20 protein-coding genes are annotated in these 22,049 nt (G+C 34.8%); 10 read left to right on the forward strand and 10 right to left on the reverse strand.

Annotated elements, in window-relative coordinates; translation table 11 throughout:
- Window positions 1-27: 27 nt before the first annotated feature.
- Genes AC57AW_RS01695 through ribA form a run of 4 tightly spaced genes read left to right on the forward strand, consistent with a single transcriptional unit; the run spans window position 28 to window position 1,943 of the window.
- Complete coding sequence (locus tag AC57AW_RS01695; protein WP_318849348.1) at window positions 28-243, forward strand: twin-arginine translocase TatA/TatE family subunit; 216 nt, start codon at window positions 28-30, stop codon at window positions 241-243.
- A gap of 15 nt (window positions 244-258) precedes the next feature.
- Window positions 259-873, forward strand: a complete 615-nt coding sequence (locus AC57AW_RS01700; protein ID WP_318849347.1) for a DUF4254 domain-containing protein — start codon at window positions 259-261, stop codon at window positions 871-873.
- Entirely contained in the window at window positions 870-1,328 is a 459-nt protein-coding gene (locus AC57AW_RS01705) for a hypothetical protein (protein ID WP_496350606.1), read from the forward strand. The genes AC57AW_RS01700 and AC57AW_RS01705 overlap by 4 nt, the downstream gene beginning before the upstream one ends.
- Before the next feature lie 18 nt (window positions 1,329-1,346).
- On the forward strand, window positions 1,347-1,943 hold the full coding sequence (gene ribA, locus AC57AW_RS01710; RefSeq protein ID WP_318849345.1) for a GTP cyclohydrolase II: 597 nt from the start codon (window positions 1,347-1,349) through the stop codon (window positions 1,941-1,943).
- 274 nt (window positions 1,944-2,217) lie between these two features.
- On the opposite strand, the gene AC57AW_RS01715 is transcribed toward ribA, so the two are convergent.
- The gene (locus AC57AW_RS01715; RefSeq protein WP_496350607.1) at window positions 2,218-2,766 is read right to left on the reverse strand and encodes a hypothetical protein; all 549 of its coding nucleotides are present in this window, start codon (window positions 2,764-2,766) and stop codon (window positions 2,218-2,220) included.
- Window positions 2,767-2,882: 116 nt separating this feature from the next.
- Here AC57AW_RS01715 and AC57AW_RS01720 point away from each other — a divergent pair, with 116 nt between their 5' ends.
- The 5 genes from AC57AW_RS01720 to AC57AW_RS01740 all read left to right on the forward strand — a co-directional run bounded on the left by AC57AW_RS01720 (window position 2,883) and on the right by AC57AW_RS01740 (window position 7,878).
- Window positions 2,883-4,586 (forward strand): glycoside hydrolase family 3 protein, encoded by a 1,704-nt coding sequence (locus AC57AW_RS01720; RefSeq protein ID WP_496350608.1) that lies wholly within the window; start codon window positions 2,883-2,885, stop codon window positions 4,584-4,586.
- 26 nt (window positions 4,587-4,612) lie between these two features.
- Window positions 4,613-5,761 (forward strand): N-acetyl-alpha-D-glucosaminyl L-malate synthase BshA, encoded by a 1,149-nt coding sequence (bshA, locus tag AC57AW_RS01725; RefSeq protein ID WP_047420302.1) that lies wholly within the window; start codon window positions 4,613-4,615, stop codon window positions 5,759-5,761.
- Between the two features lie 27 nt (window positions 5,762-5,788).
- The gene (locus AC57AW_RS01730; RefSeq protein WP_496350609.1) at window positions 5,789-7,045 is read left to right on the forward strand and encodes a DUF2851 family protein; all 1,257 of its coding nucleotides are present in this window, start codon (window positions 5,789-5,791) and stop codon (window positions 7,043-7,045) included.
- 95 nt (window positions 7,046-7,140) lie between these two features.
- Window positions 7,141-7,362, forward strand: coding sequence for a PspC family transcriptional regulator (locus tag AC57AW_RS01735; protein WP_034695702.1), 222 nt, complete (start codon window positions 7,141-7,143; stop codon window positions 7,360-7,362).
- A gap of 3 nt (window positions 7,363-7,365) precedes the next feature.
- Window positions 7,366-7,878, forward strand: a complete 513-nt coding sequence (locus AC57AW_RS01740; RefSeq protein ID WP_496350610.1) for a GNAT family N-acetyltransferase — start codon at window positions 7,366-7,368, stop codon at window positions 7,876-7,878.
- A gap of 109 nt (window positions 7,879-7,987) precedes the next feature.
- Here the strand turns inward: AC57AW_RS01740 and AC57AW_RS01745 are convergent, their stop codons facing one another.
- The 4 genes from AC57AW_RS01745 to AC57AW_RS01760 form a co-directional block, all read right to left on the reverse strand.
- The gene (locus tag AC57AW_RS01745; RefSeq protein ID WP_496350611.1) at window positions 7,988-8,722 is read right to left on the reverse strand and encodes an SIMPL domain-containing protein; all 735 of its coding nucleotides are present in this window, start codon (window positions 8,720-8,722) and stop codon (window positions 7,988-7,990) included.
- A 140-nt stretch (window positions 8,723-8,862) separates the two neighbouring features.
- Entirely contained in the window at window positions 8,863-9,666 is an 804-nt protein-coding gene (locus tag AC57AW_RS01750; protein ID WP_496350612.1) for a carboxypeptidase-like regulatory domain-containing protein, read from the reverse strand.
- 15 nt (window positions 9,667-9,681) lie between these two features.
- On the reverse strand, window positions 9,682-10,500 hold the full coding sequence (locus AC57AW_RS01755; protein WP_496350613.1) for a hypothetical protein: 819 nt from the start codon (window positions 10,498-10,500) through the stop codon (window positions 9,682-9,684).
- A complete protein-coding gene (locus AC57AW_RS01760) occupies window positions 10,501-11,247 on the reverse strand; it encodes a hypothetical protein (RefSeq protein ID WP_496350614.1) in 747 nt (248 codons plus the stop codon). It abuts the gene before it with no gap.
- Between the two features lie 182 nt (window positions 11,248-11,429).
- Here AC57AW_RS01760 and AC57AW_RS01765 point away from each other — a divergent pair, with 182 nt between their 5' ends.
- Window positions 11,430-14,570: a UvrD-helicase domain-containing protein gene (locus AC57AW_RS01765; protein WP_496350615.1), complete on the forward strand. Its 3,141-nt coding sequence runs from the start codon at window positions 11,430-11,432 to the stop codon at window positions 14,568-14,570.
- A gap of 446 nt (window positions 14,571-15,016) precedes the next feature.
- On the opposite strand, the gene AC57AW_RS01770 is transcribed toward AC57AW_RS01765, so the two are convergent.
- From AC57AW_RS01770 to AC57AW_RS01790, 5 genes are all read right to left on the reverse strand, one after another.
- Window positions 15,017-15,526, reverse strand: a complete 510-nt coding sequence (locus tag AC57AW_RS01770; RefSeq protein WP_496350616.1) for a ferritin — start codon at window positions 15,524-15,526, stop codon at window positions 15,017-15,019.
- A gap of 127 nt (window positions 15,527-15,653) precedes the next feature.
- Complete coding sequence (locus tag AC57AW_RS01775; RefSeq protein ID WP_318849334.1) at window positions 15,654-16,103, reverse strand: hypothetical protein; 450 nt, start codon at window positions 16,101-16,103, stop codon at window positions 15,654-15,656.
- A 187-nt stretch (window positions 16,104-16,290) separates the two neighbouring features.
- On the reverse strand, window positions 16,291-17,295 hold the full coding sequence (locus AC57AW_RS01780; RefSeq protein WP_496350617.1) for a hypothetical protein: 1,005 nt from the start codon (window positions 17,293-17,295) through the stop codon (window positions 16,291-16,293).
- A gap of 139 nt (window positions 17,296-17,434) precedes the next feature.
- The gene (locus tag AC57AW_RS01785) at window positions 17,435-20,086 is read right to left on the reverse strand and encodes a 4-alpha-glucanotransferase (RefSeq protein ID WP_496350618.1); all 2,652 of its coding nucleotides are present in this window, start codon (window positions 20,084-20,086) and stop codon (window positions 17,435-17,437) included.
- 126 nt (window positions 20,087-20,212) lie between these two features.
- Window positions 20,213-21,379, reverse strand: a complete 1,167-nt coding sequence (locus tag AC57AW_RS01790; RefSeq protein ID WP_496350619.1) for a T9SS type A sorting domain-containing protein — start codon at window positions 21,377-21,379, stop codon at window positions 20,213-20,215.
- Window positions 21,380-22,049: the final 670 nt, after the last annotated feature.

Raw genomic sequence — 22,049 nt, forward strand, 5'->3', positions numbered from 1 at the left:
AGTGTAACTTTGCAAAAATTTTAAGAGATGAATACACTAACAATACTTGCCTTATCTTGGCAACATATCCTTATCGTAGCAGTACTTTTAGTATTACTTTTTGGAGGAAAGAAAATTCCGGAATTAATGAGAGGAGTAGGTTCAGGAATCAAAGAATTTAAAGATGCGGTAAAAGAAGAAGACAAGCCAGGTTCTGAAAAAAAACCAACTTCGAACGATAATAATAATTCTCCAAGTAACTAAAATTCCTTAAAATTAATGAAATTTACTGAGACTGCATGGAAAGTCTTCAATCAAGCTATTGAAGACTATCACGTGTCTGATGATGTTAACACTCTAATTAATAACCCTTTCGAAAAAGATAGTTTGGAACGGATTTTGTATGCAAAGAACTGGATTGATACCGTTCAATGGCATCTGGAAGATATAATTAGAGATGAAAATATTGATCCGGCTGAAGCTCTTCAACTCAAGAGAACAATAGACGCTTCCAATCAGAAAAGAACTGATCTGGTAGAATATATTGACGGCTGGTTCCTTACTAAGTTTGAAAATATAACTCCTAAATCTGAAGCAAAAATAAATACAGAAACTCCCGCTTGGGCAGTAGACAGATTATCAATTCTTGCATTAAAGGTTTATCATATGTCGTTAGAAGCTAATAGAGAATCTGCTTCTGAAGAACACAGAAACAACTGCCAGGCTAAACTGGATGTTCTGCTTACTCAGAAAGAGGATCTATCAACTTCTATCAATCAGTTGCTTGCTGATATTGAAAACGGTAACGTTAAGATGAAAGTATACAAACAAATGAAAATGTATAACGATGAAAGTCTTAACCCAATCCTTTATCAAAAAGGGCAACAGAAATGAAACGACTAATTTTTCTTGGAGTACTTATCATATTAACATCTTCCTGCGCAACGGAAAAGCTAAACCTTTCCCCGTTGTCAAATAATTTTTATAGTGATACCAAAGGTTCTGATTCCGACAGAGGCTCAAAGAAGAATTTTAATATCAATATTAAAGAAAATGTAAATGCTTCTGAAATTTCAAACATGATCTCCACTTTTCCCAAGTTTAAAAACAATGGGTTGAATGATGAGGTTACCAGTTTGAAATACAGCCTTCAGAATTATTTATATGCTATTGATGCCAACAATTCTGCGGGTAAGAGCAGAGCCCTTAAAAGCTTCGAAAAATCTTACAAAAAAATTCAAAAGCTAAGACAGAATCTTGACAGAGATGACGATGAAGTTCTCAACAGATATCTGGTTCGTTTAAAAACCAATATCTCTGTTATTGAAGATGCTTTGCCAGGAAGTTAAAAACTAATTGAACTATCAATGATTAAAATTCAGGCGGAAGCCAATGTTCCTACAGAGCACGGTACTTTCCGAATGATAGCTTTCTCCGAAAACGAAAACGACTGGATGCCTCATATGGCCATCATCGCTGAAAATACAGATTTTTCAAAGCCTGTCAATGTTCGTTTCCATTCAGAATGTATTACCGGAGAAGTTTTCCATTCAAAAAAATGTGAATGCGGCCAACAATTAGATGCTGCAATGAAATATACCCATGAAAACGGTGGAATTATCATCTACCTTCGTCAGGAAGGAAGAAACATCGGGATCATCAACAAGCTGAAGGCATATTCCCTACAGGAAAAAGGTTTGGACACCGTACAGGCCAATCTTGAACTGGGACTTCCTGCAGACGACAGAAACTTTGGCGTAGCCATTGAAATTCTTAATCTGTTGGATGTAAAAGATATCAACCTTCTGACAAATAATCCTGAAAAGGTAAAATATGTGGTAGACAGCAATATTCACCTTAATTCCAGAGTACCGCTACAGATTCCTGCAAACGAAATAAGCAAAGGATATCTGCAAACAAAAAAAGATTTCTTTGGACATCTTCTGGATGACAACGATAACTAAATACAACAAAAGCTTCAGAAATTCTGAAGCTTTTTTATTTTTATCATTCTGGCACGATCATTTAGATTCAGACCATATATTCAATACTTAAAGCACTCAAATAGGCCTTTAATTTAACAGCTCCTATCTTCCTTATACTTTTATAAACAATAATTGAATTATACGGTTAAAATCATTCATTGATTTATAATCATAAGCGGTCATTAAAAATCAAAAGCCCCGAGATTTCTCCCGGAGCTTTTTTAATTATAAAAAACTGAAAAGATATTCTAAATTATTTAGTCTTGATTTTAGACTCGTCAATATTGTAATATTTAATTACGCTTTTGTAATCATTGTAATCTACAGCAGTACCTTTAGCTGCTTTTGCACCACCAGTACCCGTTCCGTTAGCAGGAAGAATAAGGACTCTGAAATTTTTATTCTGATAGTAAGATGGATTAGCTGTTAAACTAAATGCAGCAGTAGAATTAATATTAATGGTAGCAGCAAATTTACTGAATTCAAAAATATAATCTACGGCATCATTATTTGTATTCCCTACATAACGAGTATATGGAAGAAGTTTCCAAGTAGGAGAACCTCCATCAGTTCCAATCTGCATATAAATAAGAACCATATCGGACTGTACTAATGGGCTGTTAAAATCATCGCTCCATCTATAAAGATTATCATCGACTCTAGTGAAACTAGGACTTATATCAAACGACTGGTTTATAGTATCATAATCTGTTCCCTGTACTACAGTGTCATCACTATTATCACAGCTATAAGCAGTAAATCCTACAGCGCCCAGGAATAAAAAGAGAAGTATTTTTTTCATTTCTTATTAAAGTTTAGTTATTATTTATATTGCGTATTCAAATCATATACCAAAAATGTCAAAAACTTTGTTTTCCTCATTTTTTTAATTGTATTTTTGTTCTTATTCAAAAAGTCATGAAGAAATTATTATATACTTCACTCTTTATTGTCGCATTGATAAGTCCTAAGGTGAACGCCCAATATCAGCCTAAAAACACTTCTAAAGAAGATTTGAAAAAGGCTCAGAAATGGGTTGAAAAAACCTATAAAAATCTTTCTCAGGATGAAAAACTAGGGCAGCTATTTATTGTGGCACTTTATACCAATAAAGGAGAAGACTATATCAGCCAGGTAAGAAATATTGTTACAAATGATAAAATAGGCGGTCTAATCTTAATGCAGGATGATGCTGCAAGGGAAATCAACCTTGTAAATGAATTTCAGCAAAAATCCAAAATTCCTTTGATGATTGGTATGGATGCAGAATGGGGTCTATACCAGAGAATTGCCACGGCTCACAAATTTCCTTGGGCAATGACATTAGGTGCTGTTCAGGATAAAAACCTTGTCTATCAGATGGCCGCAAAAATTGCTGATGACTGTCACAGAATGGGGATCAACTGGGATTTTGCTCCTGTAGTGGATGTCAATACCAATCCTAATAACCCTATCATTGGTAACAGAAGCTTTGGTTCTGAAGTGGATAATGTAATCAGCTCTGCCCTATCCTACTCTAATGGACTTCAGGATAACAACATCTTAGCAGCAATTAAACATTTCCCGGGGCACGGAGATACCAGCACAGACTCACACCTTGATCTTCCTGTTGTTTCCCACTCAATGGAAAGACTTAATACAATAGAACTGGCACCTTTCAAAGCGTTGATGGATAAAGGAATTGGCGGAGTAATGGTTGCCCATTTATATGTTCCAAGCTTAGAATCAGGAAAAGGAATTCCGGCTTCTGTTTCTAAAAACATCATTACCGGATTACTGAAAGATAAGCTGGGTTATAAAGGTTTAATTATTACCGATGCATTAAATATGGGTGCTGTAGCCAATAAATACAAGCCGGGAGAACTGGACGCTATGGCCTTTAAAGCTGGAAATGACATTATGCTTTTCTCACAAGGTGTTTCCGAAGGTAAAAAACTGATTCAGAAAGCTATTGATAAAGGAGAAATTCCTCAGTCCAGAGTAGAAGAAAGTGTGAAAAAAATCTTATTGACCAAATATTTCCTTGGTCTTACGCAATACACACCAAAAAATCCGGAAAACATCAATACTGATTTAAATAATAATTCTCATATCCAGTTAGTACAGAATCTTTATTCCAATGCATTGACTTTATTAAAGGATGAAAAGAAATTACTGCCCCTTACAGGAAAACAGATATACTATGTTCCTTTGGAAGAAGCGCCTTATCAGACTTTCGCCAGCAGATTAGGCAACAATGTAATCATCAAAAAAGCGGGTGAAATAAATACTATTCCAGCAGGATCAACGGTAATTGTAGGTTTCCATAAAGATAATTCCACAGCTTATAAGCCATATAAAGTTTCTGCAGAATCTAAGCAGGTACTTTCTGATCTTACCAAAAATCAAAATGTAATTCTGAACGTATTCGGAAGTGCTTATGCATTAAAGGATATCGATATTTCAAAAGTTTCAACAGTTCTTGTTTCTTACGAAAACAATGATGATTCAATGAACGCAGCGGCTGATGCTTTAAACGGAAAAACAAAAATATGGGGAAAACTTCCTGTACTGGTTAATGACCAGCTGAAACCGGGAATGGGTATAGATCTTAATGCAGGTACCTCAGCGAATACCAAATAATACAACATCAAAACAACAATAATCTAATGAAAATAGGCATACTTTGCTATCCAACATATGGAGGAAGCGGAATTGTAGCAACAGAATTAGGAATGTCTCTTGCCAATAAAGGATATGAAGTACATTTTATCAGTTCTGCACTTCCTGCAAGATTAGACATTACCAACCCGAATATTTTCTTCCACAGGGTAAATGTTCAGACTTATCCTCTTTTCCAGTATCAGCCTTATGATATTGCGTTAAGCTCGATGATCTACAGGGTTGTCAATCTTTATAAACTGGATCTTCTTCATGCACATTATGCCATTCCGTATGCATATGCAGCTTTTACAGCTAAACAGATGCTTCAGGAAGACAATAATGATATTCCACTGGTGACTACATTACACGGTACAGATATTACCCTTGTAGGCCAGCATCCAAGCTATAAACATGCTGTAGAGTTTTCTATCAACCAATCAGATGCTATTACTTCAGTTTCTGAAAGTCTGAAAAAAGATACCCTTCAGTTTTTTAACATCAAAAAAGAAATTCAGGTGATTACCAATTTTATTGACAATTCTGAATTTGATGACTGCTCTGAGTGCCAGAGAACACAGTTTGCCAATCCTGATGAAAAGATCCTGATCCACGTATCCAACCTTCGTCCTGTAAAACGTGTGGATGAAGTCCTTCAGATCTTTAAGAATGTGGAGAAAAAGGTAAAATCAAAACTTATCATCATTGGTGAAGGTCCTGATATGGAAAAGGTCAATCAGTTTTTAGAAGAAAACCCGGATCTTATCTCCAAAATCCGTCTTTTAGGAAAGGTGAATGATCTGTATAAAATCTTACAGCTTTCGGACGTATTTCTTCTTCCTTCAGAACAGGAAAGTTTCGGTCTGGCAGCTTTGGAAGCCATGGCCGCTTATACTCCGGTAATCAGTTCCAACGCAGGAGGAATTCCTGAGGTAAACATCCAGGGAGAGACAGGATATCTTGCTGAAATTGGAAATGTGGAGGCCATGAGCAACTACACCATCAAGCTATTGAGCAATGATGAACTTTTAACCAAAATGAAGCAAAACGCGAAAGATCAGGCTATAAAATTCGATTTGAAAAACATTCTTCCTATCTATGAGAAAATGTATAGAACGACTATAGAAAACTTTAATAAGGAGCTGACGAAAGTATAATATTTCTATTATATTTACGTCACACTTATGACGGAAAAACTACTTCAATATCTTTGGAACTATAAGGTTTTCAAAAATTTTGACTTCAAGGATATTGAAGGAAATTCCGTTGAGATCATCCATTTTGGAAAATGGAATAAAAATGCCGGCCCCGATTTTCTGGATGCTAAAATCAAAATCAACGGCTTACTTCTCGCAGGAAACATAGAACTGCATGTTCGTTCCTCAGACTGGATTTTTCACAATCATTCCCAGGATCCCAATTATCAAAATATCATTCTGCATGTTGTACTTCAGCATGACATAGAAATTCAAGAACTTACCGGAAAACATGTTCCAACGTTGGAACTTAAAAATCATATTGATGAAAATATCATCTTGAAATATGAAAAACTCATTAATGGAAATGAATTTATTCCCTGTGAAAATATTTTTAATCCCCAAAAAGTACCTGTTAACTTTCACGAAGAGAATATTCTGAAAAAACTGGACGAAAAATCTGAAGAGCTTGAACAGAGCTTAATCCGGTATAAAAATAATTTTGAAGCTGTTTTATTTCACAGTTTTGCTTATTCATTCGGACTAAAAGTAAATGCTCACATTTTCCGGCAGATTGCTGAAAGTGTGGATTATAATATTATCAATAAAATCCGCCAGAATCCTCTTCAGCTTGAAGCTTTATTCTTCGGAATCTCAGGATGGCTTGAGGATCCGCAGGACGGACAGATGAAAATATGGAAAAGAGAATTTGATTTCATTAAAGCTAAGTTTTCGATTTCAGATCTGAAATTTCATCCAAAATTTTTAAGGTTAAGGCCTCCCAATTTCCCCACAATCCGATTATCACAATTGGCAGACCTTTACAAACATCAGAATTTATTCTCAAAAATTATGGAAGCCAGAAACGGAGATCAGTTGTATACCATCTTTAGTTCCATAAAAGCCTCTGAATACTGGGATTTTCATTTTAACTTCGGAAATATTTCAAAAGTACAGCCAAAAACATTGACTAAAGATTTTATTGATCTTCTTATTTTAAATACAGTCCTGCCTTTACAATATACTTATCACAGATATCATCGTGAAGAAATTGCAGATGAAATTATTGAACTGTACAAAACTGTTTCTCCCGAAAAAAATACCATCATTACAGGCTGGAAAAAACTTGGAATGAAAATTACCAATGCCTTAGAAAGTCAAAGTCTGATCTATCATCATAAAACCTATTGCGAAACAAAGAACTGCTTAGTATGTGGGATTGGATTTAAACTTTTAAAAGAATAATTGTCACTGAATACATAACCTCCTGCAAAAACCTTATCAAAAAAATTGCTTACCTTGCAGTATTGGATTTAAACTTTTAAATAACAATTTTGGAAATGCTGAGTAATATCCGTCATAAAATGGAAAGAGAGTGGTTTGGTGTACTGACAAGAACGGGTGCCAAGCTGGGAATTCCTGTATCTAAACTGAGAATTTTCTTCATCTACTCTACTTTTGCCACTGCCGGTTTTTTCTTTCTGATCTATTTAGGATTAGCATTCACACTTTGGATTAAAGATATTTTCATCACCAGAAGACCTAGCGTCTTTGATTTATAAATTATGGAATTTTCACCAATCACCTCTGCTGAAGATCATAGAGTTCAGGAAATCTATACTTCTTATACAACCACTTTTCCTGTAGACGAGCAACGAGATAAAGATCAGTTTACGGGCTTGTTTTCAAATCCGTATGTAAAGTTTATGTCTGTCATTCATGAATCGGAAGCTATTGGCTACCTCATCTTGTGGGAGCTTAGTACTTTTGTTTTTGTAGAACATTTTGAAGTTTTTGAAGCATTCAGAAGTAAGAGACTGGGTTCTCAAATTATCAATCATATATCAGAAAATTATCCCGGTGTTATTTTAGAAATTGAACCTGCAGATTTGAGTGAAGATGCTGCAAGACGTTATTCTTTTTATCAAAGAAACAATTTCAGTCTGATTGATGATACCCACATTCAGCCAAGTTATGGTGAGGGAAAAAAATCTTTGAACCTATGGCTGCTTGCTAATTATACTCCCGAAAATGTGGAGAAAGCCAAAAAAGAAATTTACGATATTATTTATCATTAAAATATAAAACGCCGGAGAAAGATTCCGGCGTTTATTGTTTATTTTTTAACCACAAAAGTTTTAAATACTTAATGTTCTGTAGTCTTGTAAAGTTTAGACAATAGTTCTATTAATTTACTTCGTACTCCAGTTTTATAGTAATACTGGCTTCTTTTTCTTTGGAAGAGGTATTGAATGTTCCGCCATAGGAATAATCTTCGTTAGAATTGGGTGCTGTAATCTGGATTACTCCCATTGTTGCTTTCTTCAGATTTCCTAAGCTGCTTCCTGAATTTTCAGCAATTTTTTCAGCACGTTCTTTCGCATCTTTTGTTGCGCTCGCAATCATTTCCTGTTTCACGGTAGCTAATTTAGTATAAAAATAAGCTGGTGAAGAAGAAGTAAATTCAATTCCACGATTGATAATTTCCGTAATATTTCTGGATAGGTTTTCTATTTTTCCTACTTCTTTGCTTTCAATGGAAACTTTTTGGGTAAGGTTATACCCGGAGAACTCTCCCTGCACATAATTTCCGTTGGCATCATTATAACTTCTGAACTGTTTTTGAATATCTACAGAAGAAAATACGATCTCTTTCTGCTGTATTCCTTTTGAAAGCAGATAGTCATTAATGACTTTTCTGTCCATCGCCAGCTCATCATAAGCTGATTTAAGATCAAGATTATTTTTGGAAAAACTTCCGGACCAGGTGATCAGATCAGATGTAAACTGTTTTATCCCTAGACCTGTTACGGAAATTGTATTTTCAGATTTATTTCTGTTTTTAATCGCGTTTCCTAAAAATCCGAGCCCGATTACAAAACCAAGCGCGGCTATAGCTACTGCAAAAATATTTTTATTCATAAAAATTGTGAATTTAGGTTGTTGTTACACTAATGATTGTATCAATTACCATTCCAATATTTTAAGATTTTCTTAACATTTTAAAGATGAAGATAGAAAATAAAACGTATTCAACCTGGATGAATATTTCTCTCTTTAAACTACTTTTCGTTCTCTTTCAACCGTTCTATAAAAAGAGGCATCGTTTCTTCCAACCTCAACATTACGCCTGAAAGATTTCTTGCTTTCACATAGGTTCGTACCTGAGGTTTTGCTAAAAATGAGAACTGAATAAATTCTGAAATTCTGTCGGCTGGAATTCCGGCTTTTACAAAATAATCATCATCTATCCTTTCCCGAATCCAGGCAACATGCTCCTGAAGATCATCATATTTATATTGTCTTTTCTGCCTTCTGGCTTTACCGCTTATCAGATCATACACACCCTGAACATTCAGGTTCCCTAAGAGTATTGGTAAAAGAACACTTTTCACTTCAGCTGGCTTTTCTCTCATTTTTCCCACCGGCTGCGGAAGTCCTACTGCATCCCTTACCTGTTCACCCTTATCTACTTTTGCTACAATCCGTGAATCTGTTTCCAGATCTCCGGTGAGTTTTTTTACAATCTTTACTTCTCCCACATCCCTCGGAATCTGATGCAGAATAATAAATAATGGAGAGTTGATACCATTGGTAAGAACTCTTCTGGATATTCTGTTGAAATCTTCTTTTACAAACCTCAGTTCATCATTAGGATTAGCATCAATAGAAAATATTCCATTGGTATCAGAGTACACTTTTTTGTCGGTAGACATGTTGATGACAATCACTTTACTTAAATCTTCGCCAGTTTCATCCACAATCCGTCCCGTCACGGTCTGCTGGGAAAAAATGAGCGTACTGCACAGAATCATAAGGAAAAGAAAAATTTTTCTCTGCCCAGATGTTTCAATATTTTCAGCCATATACCCCAACTTTTATTATTCTTTAGTTCCCTCTAATTTATTCATTTTGCTGTATTCCCCGAATGCTACTTTAAGCTCATATTCTACAACACTTATTTGAAAATCCTTCCTGTATCTTTTTGCCAGTAAACGTGTCTTTTCTGCATAGAGAAGAAAAGTATCTATCTGCTCCTCATCCATTCCGTATTTTTTCAGGAAATTTAAATTAATTTCATTTCTTACCCTTCTAAGAAAATCCTGAGTTTCATTGTAATTCGCTTTGGTAATTTTAGGCTTTGTTGTTTTTTTCACCAAACCTGCTACAGCACTCAATACGCCAAGCACATTTACCTGCCCTGCATTAAAATCATGACCCGTAAAAGTTTTTGATAGGATATTATTCGGCAAAGGCTGAATAAGCGGACTTTTCATATAATCCTCCATATCTGATTTTAATGACTGGATCTTTCTGGATTCATTCAAATGCTGATTGTCTTTTGCAAGATTCCCTGTAGGTTTGTACTTTATCCTTACCTCAGGGATCTGAATCTCCATTTTCTTCAGAATAATATTCATTGGAGAATTAAGATCTTCTCCGGTGATTTTTTTATCAGCGCGGTAATATCCTTCTTTTACAAATCTGATCTCATCATTTTCTTTTGCTTCAATTTCAAATTTCCCGGACATATCACTTAACATGCTTTTACCTGCTGAAATATTGACAATGAGCACAGGAGTTACATCCAGATCATTACCCGTAATTACTCTTCCCGATATCTTTTGCTGCGCCCACAACCCTGAAGCGATACAAAGAGGTACAAGGAATATTATTTTTCTGATACATACCATCTCCATTTATCTTTGAGTTTGTGGAGCACGATAAGATGAAATTCTTGTCAGAACAAAACCCTGGAATCTGTTTAGATCCGCATCACTGCAGAATCCGTACTTCAGGATTTTTTTTCTTTCAAAACCTCCCGCAAAAACATAGTAAATAAAATGATCTATCAGCGGTTTTTCTATCTTAAGATTGGTAAAATAATCATCTCCAAGACTTGCTCTGATATACTGCATCAAATCTACATCATCCCATTTGTTTTTCACTTTTCCTATAGAGAATCCCTGTCCTTTGGGCTGTACAAATTCTCCCGGTTTGGCTGCCAATATTCTTGGATCTGATTTCTGAGCGATATACTGATCTATATCTTTGATCAGTTTTTCAACCTTTTTAGGTTTGTTATATAATTTTGAATCTATTTTCAGGTTTCCGGTAAGACCTTGTTTCACTTCCACTTCAGGAATCTGAATGGTTTGGCGAACAAGGCTTATGTTCATAGGAGATTGTATATTTTCCTGAGAAACTTTTCTCATGAGCCTTTCATATCCTGCTTTTATAAAACGTAATTCATCCCCTTGTCTTCCGGAAATCATAAAATGGCCGTCTCTGTTGGAAACTACTATTTCATCAGTCCGGAGGTTGATTACATTCACATCCTGCATTTCAGCACCATCTTCAGAAGTAATCCTTCCGAATATATAACTTTGGGCATGGGTATGGATAAAAAAAATAAAGGATAAGAAAAAGAATAGTTTGAGTTTCACTGGCTGTTTTTTATAGAGCAAAGCTAAAATTATTTTTAATGTTTACCATAAGTTTAACCACAGTTAACGCGTTTTAATATTTCTTTTTGATTTTTGCCTTCTAAACTGTTAAATAGCCCGATTAAATTGTTAAATTTTCTTTTAAATTTTAGCTAACTTGCAGTCTCAATTCTCTTTTAACAATGCAAAATTCTTACACAGTCATCAATGCTTCAGCCGGATCCGGGAAAACTTACGCCCTGGTACAAAGGCTTCTGATGATCTGTCTCCGCTATCCTAATCAACAGCAGTCGATCAGGAATATTCTCGCTCTTACTTTTACTAATAAGGCAGCAAACGAGATGAAGGAAAGAATTTTGTCCTGGCTGGGAAATTTCACAGCTAAAGAGTATGCAGAGAATACTGATCTGAAAAATATCCAGAAAGCTTTTGAAGAGCAGGGACTAAAAATTACAATTGATGAGCTTCATCATCGTTCTAAGAAACTACTGGATTATGTTCTCCACAATTATTCCACATTGAATATCGGAACTATTGACCGTTTTAATTCAAGGCTGGTAAGAAGCTTTTCATATGAATTGGGGCTGGCTAAAAATTTTAATCTTGAAATTGAAGCTGAACCTTATTTGATAGAAGCCGTTGATAAAATGCTGGATCAGATTGGGGAAAATGAAACCATCTCGAATTCTTTCATGGATTATGTAGACTACAGTCTTGAAAATAATGAAAGAATCAATCTTAACAAAAATCTTTATGATTCGGCAAAAGAATTTGTAAAGGATATTCACTATGAGCACCTGAAAAGCAATAAAAGTTTTGACGATGCCAATTATGAAAATATAAAGAATACGCTTCGTAAAGAAATTGTTCTCAATAAAAAACAGTCTGCGGAACTTGCGGCCAGCTCTATTGAGTTATTCAAATCAAGAAATATTGATATTGAAGATTTTGCTCAGGGTAAAAACGGAATCGGAGGCTTCTTTACCAAGGTCATAGACTTTTACCAACAGAAAAGAGCTGGGTTTCCTTTTCCTACTACTCAGGAAGAATCTGTTATCAACAATTACAGAAAAGGAGCCTCTTCAAAATCAAAGCATAAAGAGTCTGAGATTTTTGAGGTTCTTGACCCACTTCTTGATAGCAGAATGAAACTTATCCTTCTGTATATTGAGACTCAAAAGAAAGAGAAAGTATTATCTGCTCTTCTTCCCTTAAAGGTAAATAAGGATATTCAGGATGAACTTCAAAAAATTGAAGAGGAAAATGATCTTGTCCTTCTTTCTAAATTTAATATCCTGATCAATGAAAATCTGAAAAACGAACCTTCTGCTTTTATTTATGAAAAGATAGGCGCACAGTTTCAGCATTATTTCTTTGATGAGTTTCAGGACACGTCTGAACTGCAATGGCAAAATTTTGTCCCGCTGAGAGATCACAGTGTTTCTACGGAGTATACTTCATTTACTTTGGTGGGTGATCCTAAGCAGAGCATTTACAGATTCCGTGGTGGAGAAAGTAAACTGATGCTGGATATTATCAACAAAAAAGAATTTTCACCCAAGGAAGCTGACCTTCTTGTATTAAAGGACAACTGGAGAAGTGCCAGAAATATTGTACAGTTCAACAATGAGCTGTACCGTTTTCATTCTGAAGGACTATTGGAAGAGCATAAGAATATTTTCGGGGAAGATGCTGAACAAAGTCCCAAATCAAAGATTGACGGACGTGTAAAAGTGAATCTGATTGATAATCTTACAAATGAAGAGTTCTACAATGATACTTCCGAGAGGATGAAGAAAGACATCCAGGAATGCCTGGACAATGGTTTCCAGTTTTCTGACATCACTATTCTTTGTCGTGGAAATTTTGATATTTTCAGCTATTCTCAAAAACTGGGAGGTTTAAAGGTTAAGTATCGTGGTGAGGAAACTAATATTAAAACAATTTCCGATAAAGGTCTTACGCTGGAACTTTCCAATACACTAAAGGCTGTCATTGAATTTCTGCGATGGGAAATTAATCCTAAGAATAAACATTGTCTGATCATGATGATGTATCATCTGAATACATTAGGAAAAATTCATATGCCTGATTTCACTTTAGGAATGAAAGAAATTCTGGATATTGAGGGACATGAAGAAATACTACAGTTTATTCAGCAAAAATATGCACTGAAGCTTAAGCAGGATAATTTTCCGAGGTTTAATCTCTACAATTTCATCGAATATTACATCAACGAATTTTCTGTTGAAGGTAAAGAGACCGACTTTTTACTGAACTTCCTGGAAATGCTTTTCAACTTCACTCAGAATGCGGGCGCCAGTACGAAAGAGTTTTTGAAATATTGGGATGAGGAAGCTTCTTCTTACACTATTCAGGCTTCAGAAAACATTGATGCGGTCCAGATCATGACCATTCACAAGTCTAAAGGATTGGAGTTTCCTATTGTTTTTATTCCTATGATGAACAAAAACCGGGATAGTGAATTTACCAACTGGTTTGATACGAATGAAAATGAAGCTTTAAAATCTGTCAATATCAATCAGTTCAGTAAGAATCTGGAAGTATATGATGAGGAAATTCTGTTTTTCAACAGTAAAAATTCCTACAAAAATATGATTGACAGATTATGTCTGCAGTATGTTGCTACCACCAGACCTGTTGAACAGCTGTTTTTCTATATTCAGAAAGCCAATAAGACCTCTAATAATCTTGAGCTCCTTGAATTCCTTCAAACAAAGAATCCGGAACAGGCTGATGAGTTTGATCTGTATGAAGTGAAGCCTGAAATGCTGAAAAAAAATTCGAAAGATAAAAGTTCATCTTTTAAAACCCAGAATATTCAGGATCTGAAGAATGTCAATGAAAAAAGTACTTCTATCAAGATTGCTACGCCGTCTAAAAACTATCAGGTAAGAAATGAAAAGGTAAGAATCGGGCTATTTGTTCATGAGCTTTTATCAAAGATCAATACAGAAAAGGATATTTCCAAAGTGCTGGAAGGATATGCGCTGGAAGGACAGATTACGCTAGAGGAAAAAAATGAAATACAGCTCACTTTAGAAGAAATCGTGAAAACTTATGCAGAATTCTTTGATGAAAAATGGGAAGTGATCAACGAGAAAGATATTATGATCTCTGAAAATGGGGAAAGTCATATATTCAGGCCTGACCGTATTTTAAAAGGTGAGGAGGGGTATATCATTGTTGATTTTAAGACTGGTGAGCAGAAAGCTAAGGATGAGGCACAGGTAGAAGGGTATAAAAATATACTTGAACGTCTAGGTAAAAAGGTTCTCAAGACTCAGATTATCTATCTATAAATTATCAAATCCCAACCTTATCAAAAGATTAACATATAAATTCTTATAAAAACGCTTCAAAATAGAAAAGGTTTTATTATTTTTATTAATAATAAATAGCATTTGATCTGCCATTTTATTTTGATACAACCATGAAAATATATTTAATTTCCTGTGTTATAAGCCTGATCATCATGTCAGTCTCCACAGTAGCCAGCTATAATATTATTAATTATATAGATCCACCTGTCACGCAAGATGACCATCGGTATATGCCTACTGAAAACATTGCAAAATCTTTGTTTCTCAGTTTTGTATTGGGAGCAATAGTTTTTATTACTGTTGTGAGGATACAGAGGCAAAAGCTAAGAAGGTAATTCTTCCCGTTTTATGTATTTCTCTCATATAAAAAAACAAAAACCGCTATTCCATTGGATAGCGGTTTTATATTTTGAGAAGTTTCAGTTTTAAACTGTTGTAGCAGGAACAAATACTCTCTGAGACAATTCCTGGTCAAAAAGGTATAGTGCAGAAGGATTATCGCATACCATTTTGATTTTCGTTACGTATTGAGAAGCGCTGGCTTCTTCTTCTACCTGTTCGTTGATAAACCACTGCATGAATGACGTTGTTGCAAAATCTCCCTCATCGTTTGCATTTTTCACAATATTGAAAATACTTTTAGTTACTATTTTCTCATGTGCCAATGCTTTCTCAAAAATATCTGTTGCATTTTCGAACTCATGTGGAGGTTTTGGAATTTCTCCGATGATAATTTCCCCACCTACATCATTCAGATAATCAAACATTTTATCTGCGTGCATCAATTCTTCTTTGCTTTGTACTCTGAAATAGTTGGCAATTCCATCCAGATCTTTTCCAGAAAACCATGCAGACATTGAAAGATAATATTGAGCGGCGTATTGTTCGTGGGCAATTTGTTCGTTAATTAATTTTGCAATTTTTTCGCTTACCATAAGTATTAAATTTATAGTCAAAAATAGGGAATAAAAGCCCGAAATCAAAAGTTTTAAAGAAAATTAATACAAAAAGGATGGAGAAACATCCATCCTTAACACATTAAAAAACTAAAATTACAGGCTGTTATTTTACATCAGCAGCTCCCGTATTCATCGGCTTTTTCATCATTTTTCTTTCTTTCATTGCCATCTTCATTTTCTCTGCTTTTGCTTTTCTATCAGCCTGCCATTTATCATATTGTTCAGGGTTTAGAATTTTTTTCATATCAGCATCCATTTGTGCTCTTTTGGCCTGCATCTCCTGCATCTTAAGTTGTCTGTCTCCTTTATTTTTCTCGAACTCAGCTTTCCTTTCAGCATTTTTTTTGTCCTGAAGGGCTTTTACCTGAGCTACCTGAGACGGGTTCAGATTAAGGTCTTTTTGCATTTCTGCAAGACGTTCCTGCTGTTTCTGTTCCATTTTCTGCTTCATTTCAACGGCTCTTGCCTGTCTGTCTTGTGGAGTTGTAGTTTGTTGTGCCATTGCAAAACTTCCCATTCCGATAAATGCTATTGCTAAAACTAATTTTTTCATCTTTTTAAAATTTAATTAATTGTTATTTTGTTATTATACCTTTTTGATTATTAATTAAAACACAAGTTAAATTAACATATTCATAAATAATGTTAAACTTTAACAAAAACAAATCAATAAACACACAAAAAAAAGGACAGATTATAAAAACCTGTCCTTCACACCACTTAAATATAATATATGAAAATTAATTCTTTACTAAGCTTCCTCTAAAGCCTCCATTATTACCACGGTTCTGTTGGCTTGGCGCTGAGCTTTCAGATCTTTGTCTGCCTCCGCCGTTGTTACCTCTAAATCCACCATTATCTTCTCTTTTGGGAGCATCTCTTCTCACTTCACTGTTTCCTCTGAAACCGCCTCCATTACTGCTTCTGAAACCTCCATTATTCTCTGTATTACTTCTGGTTCCTCCATTGTCTGAGTTTCCTCTGAATCCTCCTCCATTATTACTTCTGAAACCTCCGTTATTATCCGAATTTCCTCTATTCCCGTTATTAGTGCTTCTAAAACCGCCATTATTATCACGGAAACCACCTGAGTTTTCGGTTCTCGTATTTCTGAAACCATTTCCCCCTCTGTTGTCTCTTCTGACGATATCAAAAGTAGGGTTATCCATTCTGCGGAATCTTGACCTGTCTACTCTGTAAATATTGATATTGATATTTCTATATCTTGGCATTACAGTATATCTCGGTCCATAATACGATCTTCTGTAATTCTGGAAATATATAACCGGGCTTGAGCCTCTGTAATAGTTATTTTGGAAAACAACAAATACTCTCGGTCCTACAATTCTTTCTAATGCATAAAACCTATCATAATACCATCTGTCCGGATTATATCGGTAGAAATTATCCCAAGCTGTAAAACTTGCATACAGATTATTAAGTCTCATGATCTGGTCTACCTGCCAGCGGCTTAATCTGTTCTGTACAAAAAATCCGTTCCAGTCGATATTAACAATACTTCCTCTGTAGTCGTTATAATAGCTTTGATAATAATCACTTGGATAATAATCCTGAGGATAATTGTAATAATAATCGTCAGGGAAATAATTTCTGTCATCTTCGTCGCTGTAATAGCCTTCTCCATTCTGATAATAACCATCATCACCCCAACCATTGTTCGGATACTGCTGAGCCGACGTCAAAACGCCCAACCCAAAAGCTAATCCTAAAAATATTTTTTTCATCTCTATAGTCGTTATTTGGTTAATATATAGCAGAATATCTTAATTCTATCTTTTTGATACAAATAAAAAAAAGAAGTTAAATCCTAAGATCAAACTTCTTTTAAATTATCAATAACTAATTGATAATCAATTGTTAAATTTACATTCTTCCACTATCTTTTATCCAAAAAGCAATTTTTGCATTGAAGGATTCTTTCTTTTTAAGGTCTTCCAGATTTATATGCATTCTGTAGCGCCAATAGTGTGGGAAAACCGCAGGATTGTTAATTCTTTCATTATCCATTTTCTTATTGGTAAGCTCTGAATCTGTTGCCAGAAATTCCTGAATCGGGAAAATAGCCAGCATAGCATCGTTATATAAATGCTGCTTCATAATGATCTCCGCAAGATGAGGACTCAAATCTGCGGGAGCCTTTCCATACTGTATCAACTGCTGGTTGAAATATTTTTGAGTAAGAGCAGGATCTTCTTTCCACCATTGTCTCAGGGTTGAGCTGTCATGTGAAGATGCTGTCACTACATTCATATAGTTTGCATTCTTAGGATTATAAAACGGAATATTTTCAGAAGGCATTCGCTGTACCTTCAAAGCAATGATGGCTAATTCGTCCATGACAACCGGTACACATGCAGGAACCATTCCCAGATCTTCTCCGCAGATCAGCATTTTGGTAGCATTCAGGATAACGGGAAGTTTTTCCATTGCTTTTTCAGACCAAAGATGATCCTGTCTTCTGAAAAAATAGTCGTGATACAGATCATAAATACTTTTCTGCTCCAATTCCGGAAGATATTTGTAAGACTCAGTATTGTATACATTAAACCTTGGATGGTAAACTGTTTTACCATTTCTCTCTTCTGCTAAAAACAAAACATTAGCACATAGAGAAATCAATTGTTCTTCAAGCGCACCATATGATTTTTTCTTAAAGAAATTAACCAGCTTTCTCTGGGTATCAAATTCTTCTTTGAATACATAGGTTCCGTTAGCATTACGGTTCATAAATTCGAGGGCTTTCCCACTATCTTTTCCAAAGTACTCCCATAATACCTCATTGTTGATAAAAGGCTTACAATACCTATCAAAATTAAACGGAATCTGCCAGGCCTTAAATTCCTCCGCAACAATAGGAACAGCCGGATAAAAGTATCCTAAAATCCCTTGCACAGCAGAAACAGGCATTCTCCATATTCTGAAGAAACCTAAAATATGGTCGATCCTCATTGCATCAAAATACTGTTCCAATGCTTTGAATCTATTTTTCCACCATCTATAGTCATCTGCTTTCATAGCTTCCCAATTGTAAGTAGGGAATTCCCAGTTCTGTCCGAGTTCTGTAAATTGGTCAGGAGGTGCACCAGCCTGAAAATCCATTCCGAATAATTCCGGTTCTGTCCAGGCTTCTACGGAATACCTATAAATTCCGATTGGAAGATCTCCCTTCAACGAAACTCCCAGGTTATGGGTGTAATCAACGGCATCTTTGAGCTGAATATGTAATTGATATTGTACCCAGGCATGAAGCATTGAGATATCGTAATCTTTGTTTTTCGTTGTAAAAAACTGTAAGATCTTTCCAGCAATATATTTTTTGTGTGTTTTCCACTCGTTGAAATTGGGTGTTTTATATTTGTCTCTCAATACGCAGAATGCAGAATAAGGAATAAGCCAATATTCATTATCCTTTAAGAATTTTTTGAAATTCCTGTCTTTATAGATTTTATCTTTTTCTGCATAGAAAACAGCGGTAAGATATTTCCATTTACCTTCGATCATTTTTTCATAATCAATCAGACCCAAGGCATTTAATCTCTCTTTTTCAGATGAATAAGATTCAACTAACTCCTTCGGTAAAGAATAATCAAGCTTTTCTATAGAGATATATTGTGGATGCAGAGCGTATACAGATACTGCTGCATAAGGGTATGAATCTGTCCAGGAATAATTCGCTGTTGTATCATTAATCGGAAGAATCTGAATAATACCCAGATTCGTTTCTTTTGTCCAATCTGCCAGTTTTTTAATGTCCGAGAATTCTCCTACACCGAATCCGTCTTCGCTTCTCAAAGAGAATACGGGAACAGCAACTCCGGCATCATGATACATCTGATATCCTTTAAATCTAAAGTAATGATTGGAAACAATCTGCAAAACATCACTTAATGGATTAGCAACCGTAAATCTGTTCTCTCCGGTTTCTACATCGATAACTCTGTTTTCTTTGGTATCGTAAATACAGTATTTGAACTGGATAAATTCATTCTCTGGAATTTCAACAGAAGCTTCCCACATTCCAAAATCTGTCTGATGTAAATGAATAACTTTTTCATAACTCCAGTTTCCTAAAGATGCAGTACTTCCAAAAAGTACAATCCTCCAATCCAGATTATAAATAGGAGCTTCTATTCTGAATAAATGGGTATGTTTTTTTAGAGCTGTTATTTTTTCGGGAACAAAATCATGCAGCTTATTGTAAAGAATTTTGTTGTTTAAATAGTTTTCAGGGAAATTTTTATTATTCCATTCGTCAAAAATTACAAATTCCTTATAATTATGTGGAAAACTAAGATGATGCGGAACGAATTCCTCTCTTAATACATTGCCTTTTTCATCTGCTACGCGGTATTGATAAGAAATAGATTTTGAGAAATTATCTACTTCACATTTCCATATCCCATTCTCTGCAGAAAACATAGTATGAATGTGCACTGCAGTTCCCTCTTCACCAATTACCAACTGCAAATTTTCACCAGCCTTTACAATATATCCTACATTAAAGTATAGTTTCATCTATATTTTTTTATAAAAGTACATTTTAATATCCAAAAATAAAATTTATTGAATATCAAATAATCATTAAAAGACCTTTTCAAAATGATTTGAAAAGGTCCTTATATTCGTAATTAAATTTCTTAATTATCTTGTTACAAGAATCTTTTTATTGAATAATGCTTTTCCCGATTCATCAGTAATATTTATAATATAGGCCCCAACCACTAATCCTTTAAGATATACTTTCTCATCCAGCGAAGTATCTTTCACAGATAAATTCTGAGTCATCACATTTTTACCTGACATGTCAAAGATATTCAGTTTAATATTACCTTTTATATTCTTATTAACATGAACGTTGATATAATGTTCATCTACTTTAGTTGGATAAATATCCAGATTGGTTGTCAGGGTATTAATATTAGAACCTTTATCATTAGCAAAATACTTACTTGCCAAATCATAAATATGTAATCCTTGCTCTCCTGGAAGTTGTTTTGCCAGTAAAGTTGCCAGATCTACCTCATATAAGGCCGCTCCTTTTGCACTTGCTATTACAACTTTCCCCTGAGCATTTACAGCGGATCCATTAACAGAGTAATTATCAGGAATTCCGGTAATTTTACCAATAAACTTAGCTTTTAACTCTTTTGTCAGAACTTTAAAAACATTTCCTGAAGCAGCGAAAACATAGAAGTTATTATCTGCATCAGCAATCATGTCTCCACCAAAACCAGTTTCCATAGCGGTAAAAGAATTTCTACCGTTAGAAGAATCATCTTTAATGATCCCAAGGTCATTCACAACATATTGTCCACTTTTTTTATTAATTTCCAGAAATTGTGTGCCAGCATTATTCACAGCATAAATACTTCCATTATACCCTGTTGTCATTCTTGTAATATGAGAATTGATATCACATGATGATACTCTTGCAATACTATTTTCTACTAATGTAATCTCCTTTGTCTGAGGATTTAAAATATAGATATTAGAAGAAAACATGGGCATATATACCAAACTATTATTCGAAGAGTCATAAGCCAGGGCAGCCAGAGTTATTGCTTGAGAGTTACTGTAGGAGTTTCTGTCTTCCGCTACAATACCTCTTCTAACCTGTGAAAATACTTTTGCTGAAGAATCGGCTGTAAAAACTTTCTCTCCGGAAGTTCCATTAACCACATCAATGGTACGTAAATCATTGAAAGTAATGCTTTGAGTTTCTTTTCCTGTAATCGCAAAGAAATCCTGCTGTGCTTGTGCAGTCATACCGAAAAATAGTAAAAATAGAGGGAATAAATGTTTTTTCATGCTATATATTTTTAGATTCGTAATCATTTTGATATTACTAAGTTACACAATTTTCAAGTTAAAAAACAAAAAATCCCGGGTAATTGAATAAAGTTGATGATAAATTAATGAATATACCGCTTTACATGTGTTATTATCATTGATGAATGATCTGGGTTGCGGGGATAGGAGTTGTAAGTATTTACATTCTAAGATCTAATATCCCCAATTATGTCATTCCGTAGGAATCCAGCCATATTGATGAGAGTACAAAGGATTCAAAGGAATACTAGAGAGTTTTTTAATACTTAAGTGACCTAATAATCTTAGATATACTTGATGATAGAATAGAATAATAGATTTGTTTAGACTCCTACGGAGTGACAATCGGGAGGAAATATGTTGAATGATCATTGATGAATGATGATTCATCAGCGATCAATGTAAAGCGTTTGATACTGATAGCAATAGGAATAATTATTCGTTAATGATTACTCATTGCTTATTACTGATTGCTCATTACTTATTATTCATTGCTTATTACTGATGTTCTGTTTCTGGGTTGGTATAGGTATAAAACAAAAAAAATCCTCTATCATAAGATAAAGGATTTTTTAAAAATAAAATAAAAACTGGCGGCGGCCTACTCTCCCGCTTTCGCAGTACCATCGGCGCTGGTGGGCTTAACTTC

This window comes from Chryseobacterium sp. BGA-UO-ETr-SB22 (genome assembly GCF_059567885.1).